Source organism: Streptomyces sp. NPDC007875, from assembly GCF_042868035.1.
In the GTDB taxonomy this organism is placed as follows: Bacteria; Actinomycetota; Actinomycetes; order Streptomycetales; family Streptomycetaceae; genus Streptomyces; species Streptomyces antimycoticus.
Window position 1 is genome coordinate 252081 of sequence record NZ_JBIADZ010000010.1, and the last position, 24823, is coordinate 276903.

Here is a 24823-nt window from a genome sequence, read left to right on the forward strand (position 1 = left end):
GATTCGAACGAACGGCGGGGGCCGGAAACCTCGCGGTATTCGACCGGCAACACGGAACAAGATCGGCTGGCATCGCATGCGGCTGCGCGCACTGCTGGAGAACGACACCCTGGGCCTGCGCCTGCTCGGCGGCGAGGGCGAGCTGGACCGTACCGTGCGCGGCGTGATGACCACCGATCTGCGCGACCCCAGCCGCTATCTCTCGGGCGGTGAACTCGTGCTGACCGGGCTCGCCTGGCGGCGTGAGCCGGAGGACTCCGAGCGGTTCGTCCGCATTCTCGCGACGGCCGGGGTGGCGGGGCTGGCAGCGGGCGAGGCGGAGCTGGGCGCCGTGCCCGAGGATCTGGTGCTGGCCTGCGGACGGCATCGGCTGCCGCTGTTCTCCGTGGTCGAGGACGTCGCGTTCGCCACGATCACCGAGCATGTGGTGCGCCAGGTCTCCGGTGAGCGGGCCGGGGATCTGGCGGCGGTCGTCGACCGGCACCGCCGGCTGATGACGTCCGGGCCCGCGGGCGGTGGCCCCGAGGTGGCCCTGGACCTGCTCCGCTCGGACCTGGACCTGACCGCGTGGGTGCTCTCCCCCACCGGCCGCCGGATCGCCGGGCCCACCGCCGCCGGAGCGGCCGCGGAGCCGCCCGCGGCGGTCCGCGCCCAGCTGGCGGGCGAGCATCTGGCCGCCCGGCGGGACGGGCGGCGCGGCCCGCACCGGATGACCGCCGCGGACGGCATGACGTACTCCCTCTTCCCCATTCGCAGCGGGGAGACGGGCGACGAGGTGCGCGAGACCGTGCTGTCCGACTGGCTGCTGGTGGTCGGCGCGGACGCCGACGAATGGCCGGAGGAACGGCTGGATCTGCTCTACGGGGTCACCCAGCTGATCGCGGTCGAGCGCGACCGGCGGAACGCGTCGCGCACCGTGCGGCGCAGGCTCGCGCAGGAGGTGCTGGAGCTGGTCCAGACGGGCGCGCCGCCCGCCGAGATCGCGGCCCGGCTGCGGGTGGCCGCCCCGGTGCTGCTGCCGGGGCTCGGCACGGCGCCGCACTGGCAGGTGGTGGTGGCCCGGGTGGAGTGGGGTGTCAGCGCGGCGGCGGAGCACGGCGCGGACGGCGGGGCACGCGACGGCGCCGTACGGGAAGGCTCGATGCGGGACAGTGCCGCGCGAGAGGGCTCCACGCGTGGCGGCGGGGCCGTCCGCGGCGCCCGGGCGGCCCAGTCGCTGCTGGAGGAGATCCTGGTCGATCCGGCCGCGCCCGGGCCGGAGCTCTCGGACCGGATCGCCGTGGCCCACACCGGCGACGAGGCGGTGGCGCTCGTCCCCCTCCCGGCGCTCACCGACGGCCCGTCGGGGAGTGGCATGGACCACGCCACGGAGGGGCTGCAGGCCGACGCGCTGCTCGCCGCCGTCCGGGAGCCGCTCTCCCGCGGTCTGGACGGCGACGGCCGGCTGACCCTCGGCGTCAGCGCCGCCGTCCACTCCGCCGACGGGCTGCGCGGCGCCCTGGAGGAGGCCCGGCACGCCCGGCGCGTCGCCGCCGCACGCCCCGGGCGGGTCTGCGCGGCCGGCCATCAGGAACTGGCCTCGCACGTACTGCTGCTCCCCTTCGTCCCGGACGATGTGCGGCGCGCCTTCACCGCCCGGCTGCTGGACCCGCTGCGCGAGTACGACCGGCGCCACCGGGCCGAGCTGATCCCGACCCTGGAGGCGTTCCTGGACTGCGACGGCTCCTGGACCCGCTGCGCCTCCCGGCTGCATCTGCACGTCAACACGCTGCGCTACCGGATCGGCCGGATCGAGCAGCTGACCGGGCGGGAGCTGTCGCGCCTGGAGGACAAGCTGGACTTCTTCCTCGCGCTGCGCATGAGCTGACGTCCGGCGGGGCGCGGCCGTGGCCCGGGGACACGCCCGGGCGCGTGACAACGCGCCATCACTCTTGCCAGGGGTTTGTGAATTGATTCACACCAACCTCTTGGCCGGGCGCGCGCATTCATGCTGAGATTCGCCCACGGCTTCCGGCTCGATGGCGCGCTTGGGGAGGGCAATGTGGCGGACACCGCCATGTCACCACCTGGATCGTCCGATCCTCATTCCGAGGTACAGGCGGGGCGCGGGCTCGACCCGCTTGTGGACGACCCACTCGACACGGCGGTTTGGCGGCTGCGTTCGCGCGGCTGCTGGAAGGACGCCGCCGAACTGCTCACCCCGTATGCGGTGGACGACGCCGCCGCCGCGCTCAAGCGCAGCGCCGTCCTGATCGAACGGTGCATGTACACCTCCGCGGGCTGGGACGCGGCCGATGACGCCCTGCGGGCGGCGGAGGCGCTCGCGCTCACCGACACCGAGCGGGGCGCGACCGCGTGCGAACGCGGCTATCTGGCGTACGCGTCCACGCTGGTCGGGGTGCGGGACCGGGCCGACGAGGCGCGGACCGCGCTCGGCCGCGCCGCCGCGCTGCTCTCACCGGGCTCCCCGATCCGGCCACTGCTGGACTTCCGGCGCGGGCTGATCTCCCAGCACCTCGCCCACAATCCGACCGGCGCCCTGGCCGCCTTCCAGCGTGCCCACGCGGGCGCGGCGGCCCACGGCGACACCCTGCTGCGCTCGTTCACCTGGCGCCATCTGGCCGCCATGGCGGAGGCGGACGGCGATCTGGCCGAAGCGCGCCACGGCTTCGCGGAGTCGCTGCGGATCCGTGAGGAGCTGGGCTATCTGGTCGGCATCGCCCCGGCCCTGGCCGCCCTGGCCGATGTCGAACCCGACCCCGACGAGGCCACCCGTCTGCGCACCGAAGCGGGCCGCCTGGTCCGTCTCCTGGGCGGCGTCCCCGTATGGCTCGCGGAACAGCTGACCCCCGCGGACACCACCGACTGACCCGCACCGGCTCGCCCCGGGGCATACGCCCTGGGGCGGGCGGCCCGGCGAAGGCAGTGGTGTGCACAGGGCCCGAGGGCGGGCCGGGGTGTGGGGGCCTACGCCCCCACAGCCCTCAGACCGTCGGGACGAAGTGGGCGCGGGTGAGGGACTCGACCGTGTCGAGGTCGCGGGCGGCCAGGGCGTCGAGGAGGGCCATGTGCTCCTCCGCGTCGGCGACGAGGTCGGCGGTGCGGGTCGCCCGGCCGCAGGCCAGGGGCCACTGCGCGCGGCGGTGCAGGTCGTCGGCGACGATCACGAGCTGCTGGTTTCCGGCCAGTCCGAGCACGGTCTGGTGGAAGGTGCGGTCCGACTCCAGGTAGGCGGCGCGGTCGCCCGTCATGGCGGCCGCCGCCGTCGCCTCCGCGAAGGGCCGCAGCCCGGCCCAGCGCTCGGGCGCGATCGCCTCCGCCAGGCTGAGCATCACCGGGACCTCCAGCAGCGCCCGCACCTCGGCGAGCTCGGCCAGATCGCGCTCGCTGCGGCGGGAGACCCGGAAGCCCCGGTTGGGCACCACCTCGACGGCGCCCTCGCCCGCGAGCTGCTGCATGGCCTCCCGTACAGGGGTGGGAGAGACACCGAAGCGCTCGGCGAGGACCGGGGCGGAGTACACCTCGCCCGGGATCAGCTCACCGCCGGCCAGCGCCTCCCGCAGGGCGTCCAGGATCTGGCCGCGCACCGAGTGGCGGCGCAGAGACCTCCGTGCCGCGGGCGCGCCACAGGAGGGCGGCGGCTCCATCGCCACCTGTGCTTCGGACTGCTCCACTCCGGTCCTCCTGACATCCCATCGAACGATATGCGGAGGCCGCGCCCGGGCAAAGCCCGTAAACATCATTTAAGGCGGCAGTAACGTTACGCCTCGTACACGGACAGTACGCCGTCGGCAACCCGATCGGTCGGATTACCCGCGATCGGGTTCCGTGAATAGAATCAAGCCGCTTGCACAGCGCGAGTGTTCGGATCGCATCGCACCTATTCGCGTGTCCCCCCGCCTACTTGGCGGCCTCTTGTCCCAAAACCGCTCGAGGCCCGGCAGGATTCCGCCAGGATGTCGCGCGCGGTAGGCCGCACTGCGGCCAGAACTTCATGGAAGCCAATCAAGGGGCACCGGATGAGACTGACCGACATATCGCTGGTTCTGCCAGTCGTCGTGGCGCTCGCCGGCGTCGTGGGGGCGGCGGTTGTCCTCGCGCGCGGCCGACGGAAGAAGGAAGAGAGCGTCATCACCGACTCCTGGGAGCGCAGCGAAGAGCGTCGGCGCCGTAAGGAGGCCATCTACGGGATGGCCGCCTATGTCCTGCTGTTCTGCTGCGCCGGGGTGGCCGCAGCGCTCTCCTTCCAGGGCCTGGTGGGTTTCGGGCGGGAGAACCTGGCGCTGACCAACGGCTGGGAGTACCTGGTGCCGTTCGGTCTCGACGGCGCGGCGATGTTCTGCTCGGTGCTGGCGGTACGGGAGGCCAGCCACGGTGACGCGGCGCTCGGCTCGCGCATGCTGGTGTGGCTGTTCGCGGGTGCGGCGGCCTGGTTCAACTGGGTGCACGCGCCGCGCGGCATGGGCCACGCGGGCGCCCCGCAGTTCTTCGCGGGCATGTCGCTCTCGGCTGCGGTCCTCTTCGACCGGGCCCTGAAGCAGACCCGCCGGGCGGCGCTGCGCGAGCAGGGCCTGGTGCCCCGGCCGCTGCCGCAGATCCGTGTCGTGCGCTGGCTGCGCGCTCCGCGCGAGACCTTCGCCGCGTGGTCGCTGATGCTGCTCGAGGGCGTACGGACGCTGGACGAGGCGGTCGAGGAGGTCCGCGAGGACCGGCGCGAGAAGGAGAACAACCGCACCCGCCGGCGCGACCAGGAGAAGCTGGACCGGGCCCGGATCCGGGCGATCAACCGGCAGCACCGGATGTGGGGCCGTCGTGGCGGCCGTCAGGTGGAGGTCACCGCCGCCACCGCGCAGCCCGCGCAGCTCAGTTCGGAGCCTGCCATAGGCGAGAAGGTGCTGGAGACCGCCGGGGCCCCGGACCAGGGTCAGCTGTCCGCCGCCTCCGCCCGGCCCGCCCTGCGGTCCGCGGGTGGCGCCGAGGCCGGGCTCGGCGACCTGGACCGCGACCGGAACAGGGACCGCGACCGGGATTTCAGCTTCGGCTTCGGTGAGAAGGACAAGGACTCCGAGGCCGACCGTCCCCACACCATCGACCTCACGGCCGAGGACGACACGCTCACGATCCCGCGGCTGGACTCCCTCGAGGAGAAGCTGGCGCAGATCGAGCGCGCCTTCGGCTGAGCGGGCGGCCGGGGCGGGGACGCGTGTCCCCGCCCGCCGCTCGGCGGCTCCGTAACCACACGCCCACCGCGCGACACATGTGCGACGCGTCGCACGCCCAACGCATCGCACACGCCCAACGCGCCTCGCGCCGTGGAGCGCGGCTACGGAACGCCTTCGGCTTCGAGTTCGAACCACAAGACCTTGCCCACCCCGTGCGCCCGCACGCCCCAGGCGTCCGCGAGCGTATGCACCAGCAGCAGTCCGCGCCCGGATGTGCTGTCCTCCGCGGGCCGGTCGCGCAGCGTCGGGTGCCGGGACACGAAATCCCGCACCTCCACCCGTAATCGTCCGGTGACGCGCGCGCCCGGTCCGTCCCCCAGCGAGGCCGTGATCTGTGCGCCACGGCCGGTGTGCACCAGCGCGTTGGTCACCAGCTCGCTGGTGAGCAGCTCGGCGAGATCGGCGCGGCCGGGCCCGCCCCAGTGCCGCAGCATCTCGCGCAGCTCCGCGCGGACCTGCGCCACCACCGCGAGATCGTCGTGCGCCAATCGTTTGGTCAGGACCGGGCCACGCTCCACCGGAACAGCCTCCGCAGCCCCCGCGGCCTTCGGCCTCGCATCCGGCCGACCGTGCCCGGGCATCCGGCCCGGCCGTACAGGCTGACGCTTCATCCTCCCCCGCCCCGGCCGCCCCGAGGCGGCGGCCAGCGTCGAATGTCGTCGAACACGCTCACGGAAATGCATGCCCGGGTGTTGCCATCCACACACCGAGGGAAATGCTGGGAGTGATCCGCTGAGTGATCCACCGAGCTCGAGCCGAGGAGCCGTGATGCACGACGACCGACCATTGGTGGAGGGCCGCCTGGACCGCGCGCTGCGCCAGTTCATCAGGCCCGCCCAGTACACGGCCCGGGTGCCGCTGACCCTCTCCGCATGGCGCACCCCCGGTGAGCCGGTGCCGGTCGCGGAGGCGCTGGCCGGCACCTACGAGCCGTTCGCCACCGGCACGGACTGGGGCAGTCCGTGGTCGACCTGGTGGTTCCGGCTGGAGGGCAGCGTGCCCCAGGAGTGGGCGGGCCGGCGGGTGGAGGCCGTGATCGACCCGGGCTTCACCGACGACGCCCCGGGGTTCCAGGCCGAGGGGCTGGTGTACGACGCGGAGGGCGTGCCGATCAAGGGCATCCATCCGCGCAACCGCCATATCCCGGTCGCGGCCCCCGCGGCCGGCGGCGAGCCCGTACGGCTGCTGCTGGAGGCGGCGGCCAACCCGTCCGTGCTGCGCGACGGCTTCATCCCGACCCGGCTCGGCGATGTGCTGACCTCGGGGGACGAGCCGCTGTACCGCTTCGCCTCGGCGGAGCTGGCCGTCCTCGACGAGACCGTCTGGCATCTGGTCCTGGACATCGAGGTGCTGTCGGAGCTGATGCGCGAGCTGCCGGAGGACCGGCCGCGCCGCCATGAGATCCTGCGCGCCCTGGAGAACGCGCTGGACGCGCTCGATCTGCACGATGTCCCCGGCACCGCGGCCGCCGCCCGCGCCGAGCTGACCGACGCGCTCAGCCGTCCCGCGCACTCCAGCGCGCACCGGGTCTCGGCGGCCGGGCACGCCCATATCGACTCGGCGTGGCTGTGGCCGCTGCGCGAGACGGTGCGCAAGGCCTCCCGCACCTTCGCCAATGTCACCGCGCTCGCGGGCGAGTATCCGGAGCTGGTCTTCGCCTGTTCACAGGCGCAGCAGTACGCCTGGGTCAAGGAGCACCAGCCGCATATCTGGGAGCGGATCAAAAAGGCGGTGGCGGACGGCACCTGGGCGCCGGTGGGCTCGATGTGGGTCGAGTCGGACGCCAATATGCCCGGTGGCGAGGCGCTGGCCCGGCAGATCGTGCACGGCAAGCGGTTCTTCCTGGAGGAGCTGGGGGTGGACACCGAGGAGATCTGGCTGCCGGACTCCTTCGGCTACACGGCCGCCTTCCCGCAGCTCGCCAAGCTGGCGGGGGTGAAGTGGTTCCTCACCCAGAAGCTGTCGTGGAACCAGGTCAACAAGATGCCGCACCACACCTTCTGGTGGGAGGGCATCGACGGCACCCGGGTCTTCACCCACTTCCCGCCGGTGGACACCTACAACGCCCAATTCAGCGCCTCCGAACTCGCGCACGCCGAGCGGAACTTCGCCGACAAGGGGCTGGCGACCCGCTCGCTGGTGCCCTTCGGCTACGGCGACGGCGGGGGCGGCCCGACCCGCGAGATGATGGAGAAGGCGCGGCGGCTCGCCTCCCTGGAGGGCTCGCCGACCGTCGAGATCCAGCCACCTTCGGCGTTCTTCACCGAAGCCGAGCGGGAGTACGGGTCCAAGGCGCCGGTGTGGTCGGGCGAGCTGTATCTGGAGCTGCACCGGGCCACGTACACCACCCAGGCCAAGACCAAGCAGGGCAACCGGCGCAGTGAGCATCTGCTGCGGGAGGCCGAGCTGTGGGCCACGGCCGCCGCGCTGCACGCGCCCGGCTACGCCTATCCGTACGACGACCTGGACCGGATCTGGAAGACGGTGCTGCTGCACCAGTTCCACGACATCCTGCCCGGCTCGTCGATCGCCTGGGTGCACCGCGAGGCGCGGGACAGCTATGAGCAGGCGCGTGCCGAGCTGGCGGGGATCGTCGCGGAGGCGGTGGCGGCGCTGGGCGGCGACGGGCCCGCCGTGCTCAACGCCTCGCCGTACGAGCGCGAGGAGATCGCCGTCCTGGACGCGGAGACGGCGGCCGCCCTGCCGTCCGGGGCCCCGGTCCAGCCGCTGGGCGACGGCCGTACGGCGGTCGCGGTACGGGTCGCCGGACTGGGCGCGGCACCGCTCGGCGCCGCCCCGCAGACGGCGGCCACCACCACCGGCGCACCCCATGGGGCACCGCCGGTGACCGCCCTGAGCGACGGTCAGTCCATCGTCCTCGACAACGACCGGCTGCGGGTGACCATCGACGCCGAGGGGCTGCTCACCTCGGTGCTGGACCTGGACGCGAGCCGTGAGGTGCTGGCCCCGGGCGCCCGCGGCAACCTCCTCCAGCTCCACCCCGACCACCCCAACCACTGGGACGCCTGGGACATCGACCGGCACTACCGCCGCAGCCACACCGATCTGACCGACGCCGAGTCCGTCGAGCTGATCGAGTCCGGTCCGCTGCGCGCCACGGTCCGGGTCATACGGTCCTTCGGCGCCTCGCGCATCACCCAGGAGCTGACGCTGGCCGCGGGCGACCGGCGCCTCGACATCGCCACGGAGGTGGACTGGCAGGAGTCGGAGAAGGTCCTCAAGGCGGCGTTCCCGCTGGACATCCACGCCCAGGTGTCCACCGCGGAGATCCAGTTCGGCCATGTGGACCGTGCCACTCACACCAACACCAGCTGGGACGCGGCCCGGTTCGAGATCTGCGCGCACCGCTGGCTGCGGGTCGCCGAACCCGGCTACGGGGCGGCGGTGCTCAACGACTCGACGTACGGGCACGATGTGACCCGTACGGCGCACGACACGGACGAGGGCGAGGTGCTGGGCACCACCGTGCGGCTCACCCTGCTGCGCGCCCCGCACAGCCCCGACCCGGAGACCGACCTGGGCGTCCACCGCTTCCGCTACGCCCTGCTGCCGGGCGCGGGCGTCGCCGAGGCGGTCGCCGAGGGGCTCGCCCTCAACCTGCCGCTGCGCACCCTGCCCGCCGGACCGGCCGAGCGGGCGCCGCTGGTGTCGGTGGACAACCCCGCGATCACGGTCGAGTCGGTCAAGCTCGCCGAGGACCGCAGCGGCGATGTGGTGGTGCGGCTGTACGAGTCCCACGGCGGCCGGGCGGCGGGCACGCTGGTCACCGGCTTCCCGGTGCTCGGGGCGGATGTGACGGACCTGCTGGAGCGTCCGCTGCACGAGGCGGCCACGGGTCCGGGCGGGCTGACCCTGGCCCTGCGCCCGCACCAGATCCTCACGCTGCGGCTGCGGCCGGTGCGCGGCTGACCGGCGCATAGGGTCTAACGGCTATACGACGGGCGGTCGTCCCCAGCGAGTCAGCCGGACGACCGTCCGCCAGCTCATCGGCGCCCGGGTGCCGTGCCCCCCGCGCAGCCCTTCGCGCAGCCCGCTCAGAGAAGCGCGGAGGGCCGCTCGGTCGCGGAACCGCCACAAAGTCAGGGCGAGCCAGGTGGCGAGGTTGCAGGGGATGAGAACCCGGGGGAGGTTGCGCCGGGCGAGCCAGACACGGTTGCGGGCGTTGAGCCGGTAGAAGGTGACATGGCGGGCAGGGTTGGTCGCCGGGTGGTGGACGGAGACGGCGGGCAGGTACCGGCCGGTGTAACCCCGGTCCCACAGTCGCCAGGCCAGGTCGATGCCCTCGTGGAAGAGGAAGAAGTGGCCGGGCCATCCCCCGACGGCTTGAAAGGCCGAGCGGCGGATCAGAACGACGCCTTCGGCCATGACGGTCACGGTGCCGGGGCGAGCAGGGTCGGAGGTCCGCAGACGGGGCACCCAGCGGCGCTGGGTGACGCCGCTGTCAGGGTCGGTGATACGTGGTTGTACGAAAGCGAGCCGGGCGTCGTCGTCGAGTTCGGCGGCGAGCCGGGCCAGGGCGTCGGCGGCTGGGAGGACGGCGTCGTTGTCGAAGAAGAACAGGTAGTCGCAGTCGCCGGTGACGGCGGCAGCGCCGACGTTGCGCCCCTCGGGAATGCCGACGTTCCTGGGCAGTTCGATGGTGCGCACCCCCGCCGGGACCTGGACAGGGCGGCAGCCGTTGCCGACGACCACCACGTCGAGGTCGACACCCTGCTGAGCCAGGAGGGAGGCCATGGCCCGAGGGAACTCCTCGGGCCGGTCGTTCATGGTCAGCACCACCGCGCCGACCTTGGGGCGCGGGGCGCCGGCGGTCACAGAAGGGTCCTCACTGCCTGCGAGTCACCCCGCGTTGGGGTGGTCGTCAGCGGGTCGTCACTGGTTACTCGCCTCGTACGCCGCGCCATAGCCGAGCAGACCGCTCATCCCGACGTCGTACGGGTTGTCGTACCGGACGAACGTGCGTATTTCGATGCCACGAGGAAGCCCCGCCCGGCGACGCAGGGAAGCGTACGGACGGGGCCGTTGACGGGTGCTGGCTCATCTACGAGACGACGCCCGTTCCACTGCACCTGCTACACGGGACGGCATACATCGCGCCGTCCTCACCGACAAGCACAGTCGCCGAGAAGCGGCGCCGAGATCGATGAGGCGATCCCCACCGGCGTCTGCGCCCGGCCCAGCAGCCACAGGCATCGTCCGGGAGTGCTGACGGCGCCTGGAACCGGCTCGCGAACCGGACTACGTCGACCGCACGAGGATTCACCCATTGCGACATGGCGACCACCTCCTGTAGCCGAGAGTACGTGCCGCGCGTCGGGTTGTCAGCGCATCACCTCAGTTTGGGCCGGTGTTGCTGCAGTCACCAGTGCATGTTCCCTCGCCACCAGGCTCACTGTGCTCACATCCGGCCGCGACCCGGATGCTCTGATCGGTCGGCGCCGACCACAGCGCGTCATCCAGGGTGAACCCCGCCTGGGCGATCACCTCCTGGGTGCGCGTCAGCTCACCCGCGTCGTGGCGGAACGGGTTCGGCGGCTCCGGCATGTGATGCACGAAATGGCCCAACCCCTCGCACAGCTCGCTGTAGACGCGGGTGTGAAGGATGAGGGCGTGCCAGCCCTCGTCGACCACCCGGGACGGGCGAAGCCGGGCGTCCGGGAAGGCGGCGCAGGTCGCGGTGAACTTGACGGCCTCGTCGACGATCCGCTCGGCCATATTCGGCTCCATGCCAGGGTTGTTGTCCAAGACAGTCCGAATCACTCCGGCCCGCTTGGGTCGTTCCAGTAACGCAGTAACGTTGCTCATGCGCATGTCTCTTCTCTGTGGGTGGTGCGCTGCCCTCGCCCCGGTCACCGGCCACCAACCATCCGACCAGGGCGAGGTTGTGTGGCCCCTGCCCCTCATCCCGTCGCACGTCACCGGGGCTCGGAGCAGGGGCCACGGCCCGAAAGGAGCCGACCAAGGTCACTTCCGGACCGCCTCCTACCTGCCAGGCGTTCCAGCACCCACCAGGCAGGGGCTTTACGCGGGAGCCTCCGGGATGCACTCCGATGACTTCGGAGGCCCTCACCGCTCCTCGACCCTGCCGCTGGAGCAGGGGAAGACGAGGAAGTCATCAGGCGGGATGTGAAGGCGGCTGCTCTTCGCTGCCGGATGGTCGGCTGTGCCGTCGCAGCGGACGCTGCCGAGCCTCAGCCACCGTGGTCAGGTCGGAGAGTGCGATGGGAAGCAATCGATCACGGCATGCACGTTTTCGAGGCTCGTCGACGAGTCCGCCGAATACCATCACGATGCCTCACGACGATGCCCTGATGGCCGCGCGTCCCCGGTCCTCGAACAACACGGCAGCCGCACAGGGTGCCATGGTGGCGACGCGCTTGACCGCTTCCCGTCGGGACAGGCAGTCGACGCCCCGGCCAGGGAGCCAGCTCACGCCGTCGCCCCGTCATGCCGGACCAGCGTCGCACCCGGGCCGATCTGCTTCCCGGCAGCGCGAAGCCGACGCATAGCCACGTCTCGCGAAGTCCCCGGGAGTTGCTCATCACTGACGGCGACGCACACACCTCCAACGTCGCTGACCGTCTGCCGCAGTGTGTTACGCGCTGCCTCGTCGAACGCGATCCGGTGCCAGTCGGCGACGAGACAGATGATGCGCCGTTCCCGGCCCTCGTGCTCCATCGCGGCGACCATGCCCGTCCAGAACGTCCGTCGCAGGGCTACTGCGTTGGGCCCGCGGTCTACCCACTGCCCTGAGACTGCCCACCCCAGTTCGCGGGCGAACTGACGACAGATGAGGATCCGATCACCCGCTGAATCCTCTGCTGTGACCTCACGGTCGTAGATGAATGCGAGGGTCGGCTTCGTTGCGTCGCTGTCCATGCACATACTGTCGCCGTCTTGACGGAACGTTTGAACCTCTCAGGACGGGACAGCCAGGACAGCTTCACGCTATGGTCCCAAGTGTCCCAAACGTCCGGGGGAGGAACCTTGAACGAAGCCCTTCGAAATGCTATGGCGCAGGCGGAGGTAAGCACGAGCCGCCTCGCTCGTATGGTGGGAGTGTCGACCAAGACAGCGGAGCGATGGTTGAAGGATCCCAGTCGGGCCCCGCATCCCGACACGAGGATCGCCGTCGCTAAGGCGTTAGGAGCAGATGAGGGCATGCTGTGGCCAAGGGCAGCCAGAACGGTTGTCAAGACGGGGGCAAGCCGCGAAATCATCCAAGCCTATCCATACCGCAACGCCTGCCCCACGACCGTGTGGGGGCAGTTGATCGACGCCGCGACTCACTGCATCACCTTCGCCGGATACACCAACTACTTCGTCTGGCAGGAGCAATCACGTCTCGTCGACCGGTTAGCAGCCAAAGCGGCGGCTGGTTGTACTGTGCGCTTCCTCGTCGGCGACCCGGAATCAGAGGTGACGCGGCGTCGAGAGGAGGTCGAGGGCGTCCCACTCACCGTCAGCACGCGCATCCGGATCACCCTTGATGCGCTGTCGAAGCTGAAGCACATTGACGGCGTCGACGCCCGGTTCAGTGATGGTCACATCGCCTTGTCGGTGTTCAGCTTCGATTCCGACATGCTGGTGACTCCGCACCTGTCGAGTCTGCTCGGCCATGAGTCACCGATGTTCCACCTGCATCGGATGGGCGACGATGGGCTTTACGACCGATTCGCCGGCCACGTGTCCGCACTCTGGGAGAGCGGACGGCCCGTCTGGGAGTAGCCACCCGGAACGTTAACAGCCCCCGGCGGGGGCTGCTGCGTTATTGGTCATTTCGTCTGGCGAGCGGTCTGCTCAGGGGCGCGGCACGTTGCGGAGGTTCGAGCGGGCCATCTGGACCATCCTGCCGACGCCCCCCTCCAGCACCATCTTGCTGGCCGAGAGCGCGAAGCCGGTCACCATCTCCGCCTTGATCTTGGGCGGGATGGACAGCGCGTTGGGGTCCGTGACGATGTCCAGGAGCGCGGGCCCCTTGTGGCGCAGTGCGGCGCGCAGCGCGGACCGCAGGTGCTTGGGCTTCTCCACCCGCTCGCCGTACGCCCCGGCGGCGCGGGCGATCTGGGCGAAGTCGGGGTTGCGGTAGCCGGTGCCGTGCGCGGGCAGGCCCGAGACCAGCATCTCCAACTCGACCATGCCCAGAGCGGAGTTGTTGAAGAGGATCACCTTCACCGGAAGGTCGTACTGGACGAGGGTGAGGAAGTCGCCCATCAGCATGGTGAATCCGCCGTCCCCGGACATCGAGACCACCTGGCGGCGGCGGTCCAGGAACTGGGCGCCGATCGCCTGCGGCAGCGCGTTGGCCATCGAGCCATGGGTGAAGGAGCCGATCACCCGGCGGCGGCCGTTGGGGGACAGATAGCGCGCGGCCCACACATTGCACATCCCCGTGTCCACGGTGAAGATCGCGTCGTCGGCGGCCTCCTCGTCCAGCACCGAGGCCACGTACTCCGGGTGGATCGGGATGTGCTTGTCGACCCTGCGGGTGTACGCCTTGACCACGCCCTCCAGCGCGTCGGCGTGCTTCTTCAGCATGCGGTCGAGGAAACGGCGGTCGGTCTTCGGGCGCACCTTCGGCGTCAGACAGCTCAGCGTCTCCCGGACGTCGCCCCAGACGGCCAGGTCCAGCTTGGAGCGGCGGCCCAGATGTTCCGCGCGGACGTCCACCTGCACGGTCCGCACATCGTCGGGCAGGAAGGCGCCGTACGGGAAGTCGGTGCCCAGCAGGATCAGCAGATCGCATTCGTGGGTGGCTTCGTACGCCGCGCCGTAGCCGAGCAGACCGCTCATGCCGACGTCGTACGGGTTGTCGTACTGGATCCACTCCTTGCCGCGCAGGGCGTGCCCCACCGGCGCCTTCACCAGCTCGGCGAAGGCCATCACCTCATCGTGTGCCCCGGCGCAGCCCCGGCCGCAGAAGAGCGTCACCCGCTCCGCCTCGTTGACCATACGGGCGAGCCGGTCGATCTCCGCGTCGCCCGGGCGCACCGTGGGCCGGGAGGTCACCAGGGCGTGCTCCTCGGCGCGCTCGGGCGCCGGGCGGGCGGCGATGTCGCCGGGGAGGGCGACCACGCTGACCCCGCTGCGGCCGATCGCGTGCTGGACGGCGGTCTGCAGCACGCGCGGCATCTGATGGGGGTTGGAGATCATCTCGCAGTAGTCGCTGCACTCCTGGAAGAGCCGCTCGGGATGGGTCTCCTGGAAGTAGCTGGTGCCGATCTCGCTGCTGGGGATGTGCGAGGCGAGGGCGATGACCGGAGCCATGGAGCGGTGGGCGTCGTAGAGCCCGTTGAGCAGATGGACATGCCCGGGGCCGCAGGAGCCGGCGCAGGCGGCGAGGGACCCGGTGAGCTGCGCCTCGGCACCGGCGGCGAAGGCGGCGGTCTCCTCGTGCCGCACCTGGATCCACTCGATCGCGGCGTTGCGGCGGATCGCGTCCACCACGGGGTTGAGGCTGTCTCCGACCACCCCGTACATCCGCCGCACACCGGCGCGCACCAGGATGTCCACGTATTGCTCCGCCACGGTCTGCTTGGCCATCGCGCGCCCTCATCCCTCTCGTCCCGGGTCGGCGGGATCGGTGACGCTCGTCCGGTCACCTTTCGTCCATCAACCCATGGACGGCGCGCTTACGCCTCCCAGACGGCGGCCGCCGTACGGTCGTCGGCGTAACCCTTCACCCCGGTCTGGGCGTCGGCGAGGAACGCGGCGAGGCCCGGCGCCTCCGCGGTGTCCCAGCGTTCGGCCAAGCGGTCGGCGAGGGCGGCCTCGCCGCGCAGGGGTTCGGCGAGGCCCGCGCTGCACAGCAGAAGGGTGTCGCCCGGTCGGGCGACGGAGGCGCGGAAACGGAAGGGGCCATGGGCGGGGGTGGGCTCGGGGTTGGGGTCGGGCGCGGTGGGCCCGGCGGATGAGGGGTCGGCCTGCGCATAAGGCGGTTGGGGCGGTTGAGGTGGTTGAGATGGTTGAGATGGTTGCTGGGCGGGTGGGCGGCCGCTGCCGTAGCCGAGGACGGGGCCGCCCACGGTGTCCCGTTCGCCCCCGGCCGGTTCCAGGTCCTGCCAGACGCCGTCCCGCAGCCGGAACAGCCCGCCGTCGCCGACGCCGAAGAACACCCGGGTGCGGCAGGCCGGATGCGCCGGGAGCAGCAGACAGCGCACCGACGCGGTGTGGTCGGCGGGAGCCAGGCCACGTACGGTCGCGCCGGCGCGCAGCCGCCCGTAGGCACGGTCGGTGAGCCGATGCAGCCCGGAGCTGAGCGCGCCGCGGTTGGCGGTGTGGATGTCCTCCGTCAGCCGGGCCTGATTGCGGCCGACCGCCGCGGCGATCCACTCGCACAGCTCGCGTGCCACCCGGTGCGCCCCCGGGGCCGCGGGCTGCCCGCTCGCCACGGCCACCAGGACGAGGGCGCTGTCCCCGATCCCGAACCGCACCGCGAGCAGCGCGTCCCGTCGCAGCTCGCCTCGGTAACGGGCCGAGTCGCCGCGCAGCGAGGCCGCCCGGAGCGTCAGCGTGCCGTAGCGGGCGCCCTCCAGCACGGTGTCGGGGGCCAGGTCTCGGAGCTCCTCAGGGTCGACGACAGGAAGCGTGGTCGGCTCGGCCTCGTACGTGGGCGGCTCGTCGCCGACGTACGACGCCGCCGCGGCCCGCCAGGGCCGGGAGGGGTCGGGGTGGAGGTTGGTGGTGGGCCGGGGCGGAGCGGGCGGCCGGGCGTCACGTGGAGGCGGCGATGGCGGCGGCGGGACGGAAGCCCCCGCACGGCCGGGCGCACTCCCCCGACCGGAGCGTCCGGGCGCCTCCCCTGAACCGGTGCGGTCGGCTGCGCCTCCCGGGCCGGAGCGTCCGGATGCGTTGCCCGGGCCCGCGCGTCCGGGCCCGTTCCCTGAATCGGTGCGTCCCGGTGCGCTCCCTGAACCCGCGTCACCCTGTGAGGCACCGGCTCCCGCACGGCCCTGGGAGGGCAATGCGGCGCCAGATCCCTCGTCGCCCCGCGCGGACCCCGAGCCCGTGCCGCCCCAAGCGGCACCCGAGCCCGTGCGTCCCGGCGCGGCACCGGAACCCGCGTTGCCACCCTGCGTCGCGCCGGACCCTGTGCGGCCCTGGGAAGGCGGTACGGCGCCAGATCCCTCGTCGCCCCGCGCGGCCCCCGAGCCCATGCCGCCCCATGCCGCACCCGAGCCCCCGCCGCCCCAAACGGCACCCGAGCCCGTGCGTCCCGGCGCGGCACCGGAACCCGCGTTGCCACCCTGCGTCGCGGCGCCGGAACCCGCGTCGCCCTGAGTGGGCGGGGCACCGGACTCCGCATCGCCCCCTCGCGCGGCGCCAGGCCCCGCCCCTCCTCGGAAAGGCGATGCGGCACCGGGCCCCTCGTCGGCGGGAGATCGCCACCCCTGCGGGCCACCTCCCATGTCGGCGTCAGGGCCCGGGGCGGCGTCGCCCGGTTCCCCCGTCCGCGGGCCCCAGGGGGCGCCCGCGGCCGGTCTCTGGGTACCGGCGTCCCCGTCGCCGGCGAGCGTGCGGGAGGCCGAATCGAACCGGTCGTCCACGGAGTCCGAGGCCGCGGCGGGCCCCGCGTCGGCACGCCGTGGGTCGTACAACTCGCCCCACCAGTCGTCCTCATGACGGTGTCGGTCGCCCTGCTGGCTCATCCCCACATTGTCCACAGGGAGGCTCCACGGGAACACCACGCGATGACCGGCACGAGGCCCGCCCAAGACCCCCTCAAGCCCCCGGGACGCGCCCTAGAGACGGCCGGGCGGAGCCCAACATCAGACCAGGAAGGGGCGTGGGGGGGGGGGGGGGGGGGGCCCCCCCCCCCCCCCCCCCCCCCCCCCCCCCCGCCCTCAGCCCCGGTACGCCTCCAGGAGCCGCAGCCAGACCTCGCTGATCGTGGGGAACGACGGCACCGCATGCCACAGCCGCTCGATGGGGACCTCGCCCGCAATGGCGATCGTCGCCGAGTGGAGCAGTTCGCTGACCCCGGGTCCCACGAAGGTGACGCCGATCGGATGACCCCGGTCCAGGTCGACGACCATACGGGCCTGGCCGCGGTAGCCGTCCGCGTACAGCACCGCGCCCTCGACCTGGCCCATGTCGACGTCGACGACGCGGATGCTGCGGCCCTCGGCCTCGGCCTGCACCGCGGTCAGCCCGACCGCGGCGACCTCCGGGTCGGTGAAGACGACCTGCGGTACGGCCGCCTCGTCCGCGGTGATCGCGTATTCGCCCCAGCGGTCCGTGTCCAGCCGCGCGACGCCCCGCGCGCGTGCCCCGATCGCCGCGCCCGCGATCCGCGCCTGGTATTTGCCCTGGTGGGTGAGGAGCGCCTGGTGGTTGACGTCGCCCACCCCGTACAGCCAGCCGCCCGGTACGTCCCGCACCCGGCAGGTCTCGTCGACCGTCAGCCAGCCGCCCGGTTCAAGGCCCACCGTCTCCAGGCCCAGGTCATCGGTGTGCGGAGCACGCCCGGTGGCGAACAGCACCTCGTCCGCCTCCAGCCGTTCCCCGCTCTCCAGGGTCACCGTGACCGGTCCGTCCGCCCCGCCCGGCCGGGCGAGGCCCTTCACCGACGTACCGGTGCGGACCTCGGCGCCGGCCTCCCTGAGCGTCTCGGCCACCAGCTCGCCCGCGAACGGCTCGATCCGCTCCAGTAGCCCGGAGCCGCGCACCAGCACGGTGACGCGCGAGCCGAGGCCGTTCCAGGCCGTGGCCATCTCGCAGGCCACCACACCGCCGCCCACGATGATCAGCCGCTCCGGCACCGAGGAGGAGCTGGTGGCCTCCCGGCTGGTCCAGGGGTGGACGTCGGCGATCCCGGGCAGGTCGGGCAGCGAGGCCCGGGTTCCGGTGCAGACGGCCACGGCGTGCCGGGCGGTGAGGATCCGCTCGTCGCCGCCGGATCCGTCCGGCGGCGTCACCGCGACCCGCTGCGGCCCGACCAGCCGCCCGTGGCCGCGCACCAAGTCGATTCCGGCCGACTCCAGCCAGGGGAGCGCACCGTCGTCCTTCCAGTTGCCGACCTGCTTGTCGCGGTAGGCGAAGACATCGGCCGCCGACAGCGCTCCGCCGACCGCCTGTCGCAACCCCGGCACCTGGCGTGCCTCGGCCCGCGCGAGCACTGGGCGCAGCAGCGCCTTACTGGGGACGCAGGCCCAGTACGAACACTCACCGCCGACCAGCTCACGCTCCACGATCGCCGTGGAGAGCCCGGCCGCGCGGGTCCGGTCGGCCACATTCTCACCGACCGGGCCCGCGCCCAGCACGATGACGTCGTACTCGTCACTGGCCTGGTTCATCGCAACTCGCTCTCTCGTTCCGTATCACCGTCTCGGGGTCATCGTGGCGTCGAGTTACCGCGCACAGCCACCCGAATCGGTGTTTCGGTAGAGCGCTCCTGGCGCAGGTGGTGCCGCCCGCGGCTCATGGGCACCGGTCGCGGCCGTGCGACAGTGCGCGCGACAGTGATCGCATGACTGTTTTCACGGAACCCGAGGCCGGCTACCTCAGATCGCAGCGGATCGGCCGGCTGGCCACCGTGGACACGGACGGCCAGCCGCAGGCGAACCCGGTGGCGTTCTTCCTCAACGAGGACGGCACGGTCGACATCGGCGGCTTCGCCATGGGCAGGACGAAGAAGTGGCGCAACACCGGGACGCATCCGAAGGTGGCGCTGGTCGTCGACAGCCTGGTGAGCGAGCGGCCGTGGATGGTGTGCGGGGTGGAGATCCGCGGGGAGGCGGAGCGGCGCATCGGGCCGCATGACCTCGGCGCCCATTTGAGCGACGAGGTCATCCGGATCCATCCGCGCTGGGTGTACAGCTGGGGCCTGGAGGACGTGCCCGGGGCCACGAGCCGGGCCGTGAGCTGACCCCACGGACCGCTACGGCTTGCGCATCGGTCCGCGCTTGCGCTCCATCATGTGGCGGCCGAGCGCCTGCCGCTGCTTCCAGTCGCGCCGCATCTCGGCTCGCAGCCGCGCGTCCGTACGGGCCGCGAGCCGCTCGTTCTCCCGCAGCAGTTTGCGGTAGCTCTCCAGCCGCCGCTCCGGCAGCGAGCCGTCGTCGATCGCGGCGAGCACCGCGCACCCCGGCTCGACCTGGTGTGCGCAGTCGGGGAAGCGGCACCGCTCGGCGAGCTCCTCGATCTCGGCGAACGCCTGTGCGACACCGCCCCCGGCGTCCCACATCCCCACCCCGCGCAGCCCCGGGGTGTCGATCAGCACCCCGCCCGAGGGCAGGGGCAGCAGATCGCGGGTGGTCGTGGTGTGCCGCCCTTTGCCGTCGCTGTCGCGGATCGCGCGGACGTCCTGGACGGCCGCGCCCACCAGCGCGTTCGCCAGCGTGGACTTGCCCGCGCCGGACTGGCCGAGCAGCACCGAGGTGCCGGGGGCGAGCAGGGCGCCGAGCTCCTCCAGCCCCTCCCCCGTCGCGGAGCTGACCGGCAGCACCCGCACACCGGGCGCCGCCGTCTCGGTGTCGGACACCAGATGGCCCAGGGTGTCCGGATCGGGCACCAGATCGGCCTTGGTGAGGACGAGCAGCGGCTGGGCGCCGCTCTCCCAGGCCAGCGCGGTGAATCGCTCCACCCGGCCCAGGTCGAGCTCGGCGGCGAGGGAGATGGCGATGAGGGCGTAATCGGCGTTGGCCGCCAGCACCTGGCCGTCCGAGCGCTTCGACGAGGTGGACCGTACGAGGGCGGTACGGCGCGGCAGCAGTGTACGGACGTAGCGCGGATCGCCCTCGGCGTCCACGGCGGCCCAGTCGCCGGTGCACACGATCCGCATCGGATCGCGCGGCGTCACCAGCTCGGTGTCCGCCCGTACGGTGCCCAGGGGCGTGACGAGATCGCATTGGCCACGGTCCACCCGGAGCACCCGCCCGGGCATCAGGTCCTGCGCGGCGTACGGGGCGAACACGTCCGCCCAGTCCTCGTCCCAGCCATAGGGGGTGAGGGCGTACGAAGACGCGGAGTCATAGGAAGTGTTGAACACGGAGGAAACCCTTCGGAGAGCGGCCTCCGAAGAGGTGTCAGCCGGAGGCCGCAGGGGTGGAAACGAGGAACTCCTGAACGCGAGCAGCGCTCGCCACCGTGACCGTCATCAATGTCCTCACCTCCTGCTTTCCTCAACTCATAGCAACACGGGCCAACACGGAACGGGTGAACCGTAGCCCATCCCCGCGCGAGGGCGCCATCCATTTACCGGCGGGTGGGCGCGTCAGCGCACCGGGTGGTCGTCGTCCGCCGCGGTGCCGTCCATGGCCGCCGTGTCCTTGGCGGCGGTGCCCTTGGGTGCGGTGCTGTCCGTGGCGCCGCCCGCGCCGTCCGCCGCGGACCGTACGTCCGGACGCCTCGGCCCCTGCCGGGGCGGCCGAGGCTCCGAGGGCTGACCGGCGGGCTTCCCGGCCGACGTCGCCGAGGGCTTCTCCGAGGACTTCCCCGCGGCCTTCTCCCCCGCCTCGCGCTTGGTGTGCAGCCGGGAGCGTATGTCCGCGTGCGGCAAGAACTGGGCCCAGCGTTCGGGGAACTCCGACGGCGGGGTGATCTCCGCCGCGCCGTCGTCCGCCGTGCGCTGGTCCTTGGCCCGCAGCCGGGCCGCCTCCTCCCGGGCGCGGGCGGCGCGCTCCGCACGCCCGGCGGCCGTGGCCACCGAGGGCCAGACCCGGTCGATCGCGGCGTTGACCGCCGCCCCGACAAGCACCGCGAAGGCGGACACCCCGATCCACAGCAGCACCGCGACGGGTGCTGCCAGCGAGCCGTAGATCGTCGGGCCCTCGACCGTATGGACCAGGTAGATCCGCAGCAGAAAGCTGCCCAGCACCCACATCGCGAGGGCCACCAGCGCCCCGGGGATGTCCTCCCGCCACGGCGAGCGCACCGGCACGGACACGTGGTAGAGCGTGGTGAGGAAGGCGATGGACAGCATCATCACCACGGGCCAGTACAGCACCCGTACGGGCTCCCCGCTGGACGGCAGCAGGTCCACCACCGCCTCCGGCCCGATCACCATCAGCGGCAGCGCCACCGCCCCGACCAGGAGCGCCACCAGATAGAGCAGGAACGACAGCAGCCGGGTCCTGACGATCCCGCGCCGCCCTTCCAGCCCGTACATGATGGTGATGGTGTCCACGAACACGTTCACCGCGCGGGAGCCGGACCACAGGGCGATGGCGAAGCCGAGGGAGATCACGTCGGGGCGGCCGCCTTTGATGACATCGTCCAGCAGCGGCCGGGCGATCTCCTTGACGCCCCGGTCGGACAGCACGGTCGCGGAGGCGTCGAGGATGTTCTGCCGGATGGTGGCCACCGTGTCGGTGCTGGTCCACGCGTCGAAATAGCCGAGCAGCCCGATCAGGCCGAGCAGCAGCGGCGGCAGCGACAGCAGGGTGAAGAAGGCCGCTTCGGCGGCGAGCCCGGTGACCCGGTACTCCATGCAGGAATCGACGGTGTCCTTCAGCAGCAGCCAGGCCATCCTGCGCTTGGACACATTGCGATACAGGGCGCGGGCCTTGCGGAGCCGGCCGGACGGCTTCGGTGTTTCTTCTGCTGGCTGCACCTTCTCACCGTATCGGGCCTGTTCACCGCCGCTCATCCGGTGACCAGGCCGAATCTTCGGCAAAGGCGTCGGCGGAGGGGATGCCGCGCCGACTCGGCACCACCCTCCGCCCGCCGGGCCCACTGTCCGTGCCGGTACAGCCATGCGCAAAGGTTGCGCCGCGTTGCAGCCGTCCGGACGGCCGGTGGGAGCGTGGGGCCGCGGGTCAGCAGCCTCCGCAGTTGTAGTAGGTCACATCCCAGTGGTTGCTCTCGCGCGCGTAGACGTTGCCCGAGCCGGACTTGTACTGCTGGGCGCCGTCACCGGGGCGCGGGCCGATGTTGGTGAAGGTGCCGGTGATGTAGTTGCTGAGGCAGCTGGTGGGGCTGAAGTCCAGCTTGTAGCCGTTCCAGTGGCTGTACGTACCGGAGGCGTGCCCGGTCTCCGTACCGCCGGTGATGGTCAGCGCGCAGCCGCTGGCCCCCTTCAGGGTGATGGCACCCTGCACAGTGGTCAGGTTGATCTGCTCGAACGAGGTGCAGGTGGGGTTGTTGCGGTCCGAGCAGCCCCCGCTGGAGGTCCAGGAGATCCCGGCACCGCGCAGCCGGTTCGCCGCGTCGGAGTGGCTGAGCTTGGCCACCGCGACGGCGGAGGAGGCGTCGGCGGCCGCGGGGGCGCTGGGGGCGGCCACCGCGCTCTGGGCGGTGAGAACGCCGGTGGTGGCGAGGACCGCGCCGCCGAGCAGGGCGCCGAGTCTGATCCGGGTGCTGGTCACAGCCATGGTCGTCTTCGTCTCCTTCATCTGCGGATCCGTGGGCCGTCTGGGACGGCGGCAGCACGATCCCAGCCCTCCGGGTCGGGCGGGCGACCGACCGGGGAAATCGGGACAGCGGGATCGGAAACCGTCCTCGACCTGCGGAGACGGCGGGCGCTGGGATGGCCGATGGGATGCCGGGCGGCGCGTCGGGCGGCGATCAGCTCCCCTCGCCCTTCGATCCGGCGCGGTAGGCGCGGTCGCAGGCCTTCCAGGCGCTGAAGTCATGGGTGAGCGCCCACAGCCGGTGAGCCGCCCGGATGTTCCAGTCCGGGTCCAGCGCCTGCTCCCGGGTGCCGCCCAGCTTGCGCAGCGTGCCGTCGTAGAGCTGGAAGACGCCCCAGTTCCGGGTGGCGTTGGAGTTGGGCAGGGTGTAGAGGGGATCGAGGTACGAGGCGCAGTCCGCGATGCCGACCGCGCGCTCGGGGTCCTCGGTGAAAACCTCGCGGATACGCCGGGTGACCCGCTCCGGCGTCCAGGTGTCGAGCGGCTTCCCGTGGTTCTCGTAGAGCGCCCGCTTCGTCCGCTCGTCCACCGATCCGTTCGCCGTCAGCCCGCTGCGGAGCTGGAACACCACGACACGCATCTGGGTGGCCGGTCCGAAGGCCCCGTCGATGTCGAGGTCGCCGCCCGCGCGGGCGAGCAGCGACTGGAGCTCATGCACACACGCGTCCGACTGCCCCATGCTCACCACGACCGGACAGCGGGAGGACAGCAGCAGCCGACCGTCGGAGGCCCCGTCCGAGCCGCCCGAGGACGTCAGCGCCTTCCCTGCTAACAGCGCGACCGCCACTCCGGCGGAGACCACGGCCAGGGCGAGCACGGCGATCAGTGGCCGACGGCGCCACGGCGGCGGGGCAGCCCCGGGTTCCGGGGCCGGGTCCGGGGCCAGGGGCTCCGGCTCTGCTTCCGACCCGGGCTCCGGCTGCGCCAATACGCCCGCCCCCGGCTCCAGCTCCGCCTCCGACTCCGTATCCGCCCCTGTCTCGGCACCCGAGCCCGCCCCCGTCCCGCCCCTTGAGACGGCCGGGACGGCAGACGCAGCGGGCCCCGTGCGAGCAGCGGATGCGGATACGGCGGCCGGGGCGCGGGAGACGTCCCGTTTGCGCTCGGCGTCGGCCAGGACCCAGCGCCGGTGCAGCTCCAGCAACTCCTCGCTGCCGGCCCCGCACACCTTGCCGAAGCGCGCGATCACCTCGTAGTCGCCGGGCACGCTCGTCCCCGAGCAGTAGCGGTGCAGCGCCGAGCCGCTCACCCCGCTGCGGGTCGCCAGCGCCGCGTAGCTGCGGTTCGTCCTGCCCTTGAGCTCGCGCAACAGCTCGGCGAACTCCTCCACATCCCCGGTTCCGGACACCCCGTCCCGCCCTCCCCCGCTTGAGCGATACCCGTCAAGGCGAGTCAACGGCGTCCATGGTTATCTGTCCACCATGAGCATCGCCGTGACCACCTGGCACCTGGAGCAGACCGCTCCCTCGGATCTCAGCCCGGCGGAGGAGCCGCCCGCCACGGCGGGGGTGCGGATCGCCCGGGCCGAGGTGCCGAGCCCCGAGTTCAGCCACTTCCTCTTCACCTCGGTGGGCTCGGACGTGTCGTGGACCGACCGGCTGCTGTGGTCGCGCGAGGCGTGGGAGGAGCATCTCCACCGGCCCGGTGTGGAGACGTGGGTGGCGTACGAGCGCGGGACCCCGGCCGGGTACATCGAGCTGGAGGGCCAGGACGAGGGCGTGGTGGAGATCGTGTACTTCGGTCTGCTGCCCGCCTTCCGGGGCCGCCGTATCGGCGGGCACCTGTTGACCCGGGGGACCTCCCGCGCCTGGGACATGGCCGAGCGCTGGCCGGACCGCGTGCCGACCAAGCGGGTGTGGCTGCACACCTGCAGCAAGGACGGACCGTACGCGCTGGACAACTACCGTCGCCGGGGCTTTCGTGTCTTCGACGTCAAGACCGCGGACGAGGAGTGACCAACACCACAACGTCTTGCGATACGAGACAGATTCGTCCGCATAATGGATAAAGGTGGACTCGCCAGAGACCACCATGCGACGCTTCCGTCATGTCTCGAGCTGGAATTGCCTTGGTGAGTCGACGCCACGTCGACCTCGGCCGCATGTCCAGCGCCATCTGTCCGGCGGGCTGACCCGCACCTCGACAGGGCTCCGAAGCCCCGGGCAGCACCACCGCATCCCCCGCACCCCTCGCCGCCCCCGACGACGTGGGCGAGCGCGCACGCCTCGA

The 24823-nt window shown here is 72.0% G+C and carries 20 protein-coding genes; 8 read left to right on the forward strand and 12 right to left on the reverse strand.

Annotated elements, in window-relative coordinates:
• The first annotated feature begins 76 nt into the window (after positions 1-76).
• Both ACFYOY_RS22735 and ACFYOY_RS22740 read left to right on the forward strand, forming a co-directional pair.
• Entirely contained in the window at positions 77-1867 is a 1791-nt protein-coding gene (locus tag ACFYOY_RS22735; protein ID WP_351878742.1) for a PucR family transcriptional regulator ligand-binding domain-containing protein, read from the forward strand.
• A 120-nt stretch (positions 1868-1987) separates the two neighbouring features.
• Positions 1988-2869, forward strand: coding sequence for a hypothetical protein (locus ACFYOY_RS22740; RefSeq protein ID WP_351878745.1), 882 nt, complete (start codon positions 1988-1990; stop codon positions 2867-2869).
• Between the two features lie 115 nt (positions 2870-2984).
• Here the strand turns inward: ACFYOY_RS22740 and ACFYOY_RS22745 are convergent, their stop codons facing one another.
• Complete coding sequence (locus ACFYOY_RS22745; protein ID WP_351879541.1) at positions 2985-3647, reverse strand: GntR family transcriptional regulator; 663 nt, start codon at positions 3645-3647, stop codon at positions 2985-2987.
• Between the two features lie 372 nt (positions 3648-4019).
• Between ACFYOY_RS22745 and ACFYOY_RS22750 the strand changes: the two genes are divergently transcribed.
• Positions 4020-5180: a DUF2637 domain-containing protein gene (locus ACFYOY_RS22750; protein WP_351878748.1), complete on the forward strand. Its 1161-nt coding sequence runs from the start codon at positions 4020-4022 to the stop codon at positions 5178-5180.
• Between the two features lie 143 nt (positions 5181-5323).
• On the opposite strand, the gene ACFYOY_RS22755 is transcribed toward ACFYOY_RS22750, so the two are convergent.
• Positions 5324-5740: an ATP-binding protein gene (locus tag ACFYOY_RS22755; protein WP_137967856.1), complete on the reverse strand. Its 417-nt coding sequence runs from the start codon at positions 5738-5740 to the stop codon at positions 5324-5326.
• Positions 5741-5990: 250 nt separating this feature from the next.
• Here ACFYOY_RS22755 and ACFYOY_RS22760 point away from each other — a divergent pair, with 250 nt between their 5' ends.
• Entirely contained in the window at positions 5991-9152 is a 3162-nt protein-coding gene (locus ACFYOY_RS22760) for an alpha-mannosidase (protein WP_388589115.1), read from the forward strand.
• Between the two features lie 21 nt (positions 9153-9173).
• Here ACFYOY_RS22760 and ACFYOY_RS22765 read toward each other — a convergent pair whose 3' ends face one another.
• The 3 genes from ACFYOY_RS22765 to ACFYOY_RS22775 all read right to left on the reverse strand — a co-directional run bounded on the left by ACFYOY_RS22765 (position 9174) and on the right by ACFYOY_RS22775 (position 12122).
• Positions 9174-10058: a glycosyltransferase family 2 protein gene (locus tag ACFYOY_RS22765; protein WP_388589117.1), complete on the reverse strand. Its 885-nt coding sequence runs from the start codon at positions 10056-10058 to the stop codon at positions 9174-9176.
• A gap of 519 nt (positions 10059-10577) precedes the next feature.
• Positions 10578-10958 (reverse strand): glycine-rich domain-containing protein, encoded by a 381-nt coding sequence (locus tag ACFYOY_RS22770; protein ID WP_388589120.1) that lies wholly within the window; start codon positions 10956-10958, stop codon positions 10578-10580.
• A 714-nt stretch (positions 10959-11672) separates the two neighbouring features.
• Positions 11673-12122: a hypothetical protein gene (locus ACFYOY_RS22775; RefSeq protein ID WP_388589123.1), complete on the reverse strand. Its 450-nt coding sequence runs from the start codon at positions 12120-12122 to the stop codon at positions 11673-11675.
• A gap of 282 nt (positions 12123-12404) precedes the next feature.
• Here ACFYOY_RS22775 and ACFYOY_RS22780 point away from each other — a divergent pair, with 282 nt between their 5' ends.
• Positions 12405-12971, forward strand: coding sequence for a hypothetical protein (locus ACFYOY_RS22780; protein ID WP_388589126.1), 567 nt, complete (start codon positions 12405-12407; stop codon positions 12969-12971).
• Between the two features lie 72 nt (positions 12972-13043).
• Here ACFYOY_RS22780 and ACFYOY_RS22785 read toward each other — a convergent pair whose 3' ends face one another.
• The 3 genes from ACFYOY_RS22785 to ACFYOY_RS22795 form a co-directional block, all read right to left on the reverse strand.
• The gene (locus tag ACFYOY_RS22785; protein ID WP_351878766.1) at positions 13044-14786 is read right to left on the reverse strand and encodes a pyruvate dehydrogenase; all 1743 of its coding nucleotides are present in this window, start codon (positions 14784-14786) and stop codon (positions 13044-13046) included.
• Between the two features lie 89 nt (positions 14787-14875).
• The gene (locus ACFYOY_RS22790; protein ID WP_388589129.1) at positions 14876-15781 is read right to left on the reverse strand and encodes a protein phosphatase 2C domain-containing protein; all 906 of its coding nucleotides are present in this window, start codon (positions 15779-15781) and stop codon (positions 14876-14878) included.
• 1305 nt (positions 15782-17086) lie between these two features.
• Complete coding sequence (locus tag ACFYOY_RS22795) at positions 17087-18538, reverse strand: NAD(P)/FAD-dependent oxidoreductase (RefSeq protein WP_351878772.1); 1452 nt, start codon at positions 18536-18538, stop codon at positions 17087-17089.
• 173 nt (positions 18539-18711) lie between these two features.
• On the opposite strand from ACFYOY_RS22795, the gene ACFYOY_RS22800 reads away from it, so the two are divergent.
• On the forward strand, positions 18712-19110 hold the full coding sequence (locus tag ACFYOY_RS22800; RefSeq protein ID WP_351878774.1) for a PPOX class F420-dependent oxidoreductase: 399 nt from the start codon (positions 18712-18714) through the stop codon (positions 19108-19110).
• 12 nt (positions 19111-19122) lie between these two features.
• On the opposite strand, the gene rsgA is transcribed toward ACFYOY_RS22800, so the two are convergent.
• From rsgA to ACFYOY_RS22820, 4 genes are all read right to left on the reverse strand, one after another.
• The gene (gene rsgA, locus ACFYOY_RS22805) at positions 19123-20232 is read right to left on the reverse strand and encodes a ribosome small subunit-dependent GTPase A (protein WP_351878777.1); all 1110 of its coding nucleotides are present in this window, start codon (positions 20230-20232) and stop codon (positions 19123-19125) included.
• Between the two features lie 225 nt (positions 20233-20457).
• A complete protein-coding gene (locus tag ACFYOY_RS22810) occupies positions 20458-21795 on the reverse strand; it encodes a YihY/virulence factor BrkB family protein (protein ID WP_351878780.1) in 1338 nt (445 codons plus the stop codon).
• Between the two features lie 205 nt (positions 21796-22000).
• Positions 22001-22555 carry a hypothetical protein gene (locus ACFYOY_RS22815; RefSeq protein ID WP_351878783.1) on the reverse strand — a complete coding sequence of 185 codons (555 nt, stop codon included), beginning with the start codon at positions 22553-22555 and terminating at the stop codon, positions 22001-22003.
• 193 nt (positions 22556-22748) lie between these two features.
• Positions 22749-23942: a helix-turn-helix domain-containing protein gene (locus ACFYOY_RS22820; RefSeq protein WP_351878786.1), complete on the reverse strand. Its 1194-nt coding sequence runs from the start codon at positions 23940-23942 to the stop codon at positions 22749-22751.
• Positions 23943-24015: 73 nt separating this feature from the next.
• Here ACFYOY_RS22820 and ACFYOY_RS22825 point away from each other — a divergent pair, with 73 nt between their 5' ends.
• Together ACFYOY_RS22825 and ACFYOY_RS22830 are read left to right on the forward strand one after the other, a co-directional pair.
• Positions 24016-24549 (forward strand): GNAT family N-acetyltransferase, encoded by a 534-nt coding sequence (locus tag ACFYOY_RS22825; RefSeq protein WP_351878788.1) that lies wholly within the window; start codon positions 24016-24018, stop codon positions 24547-24549.
• 92 nt (positions 24550-24641) lie between these two features.
• Positions 24642-24725: a putative leader peptide gene (locus tag ACFYOY_RS22830; RefSeq protein ID WP_309471194.1), complete on the forward strand. Its 84-nt coding sequence runs from the start codon at positions 24642-24644 to the stop codon at positions 24723-24725.
• The last annotated feature ends 98 nt before the right edge of the window (positions 24726-24823 follow it).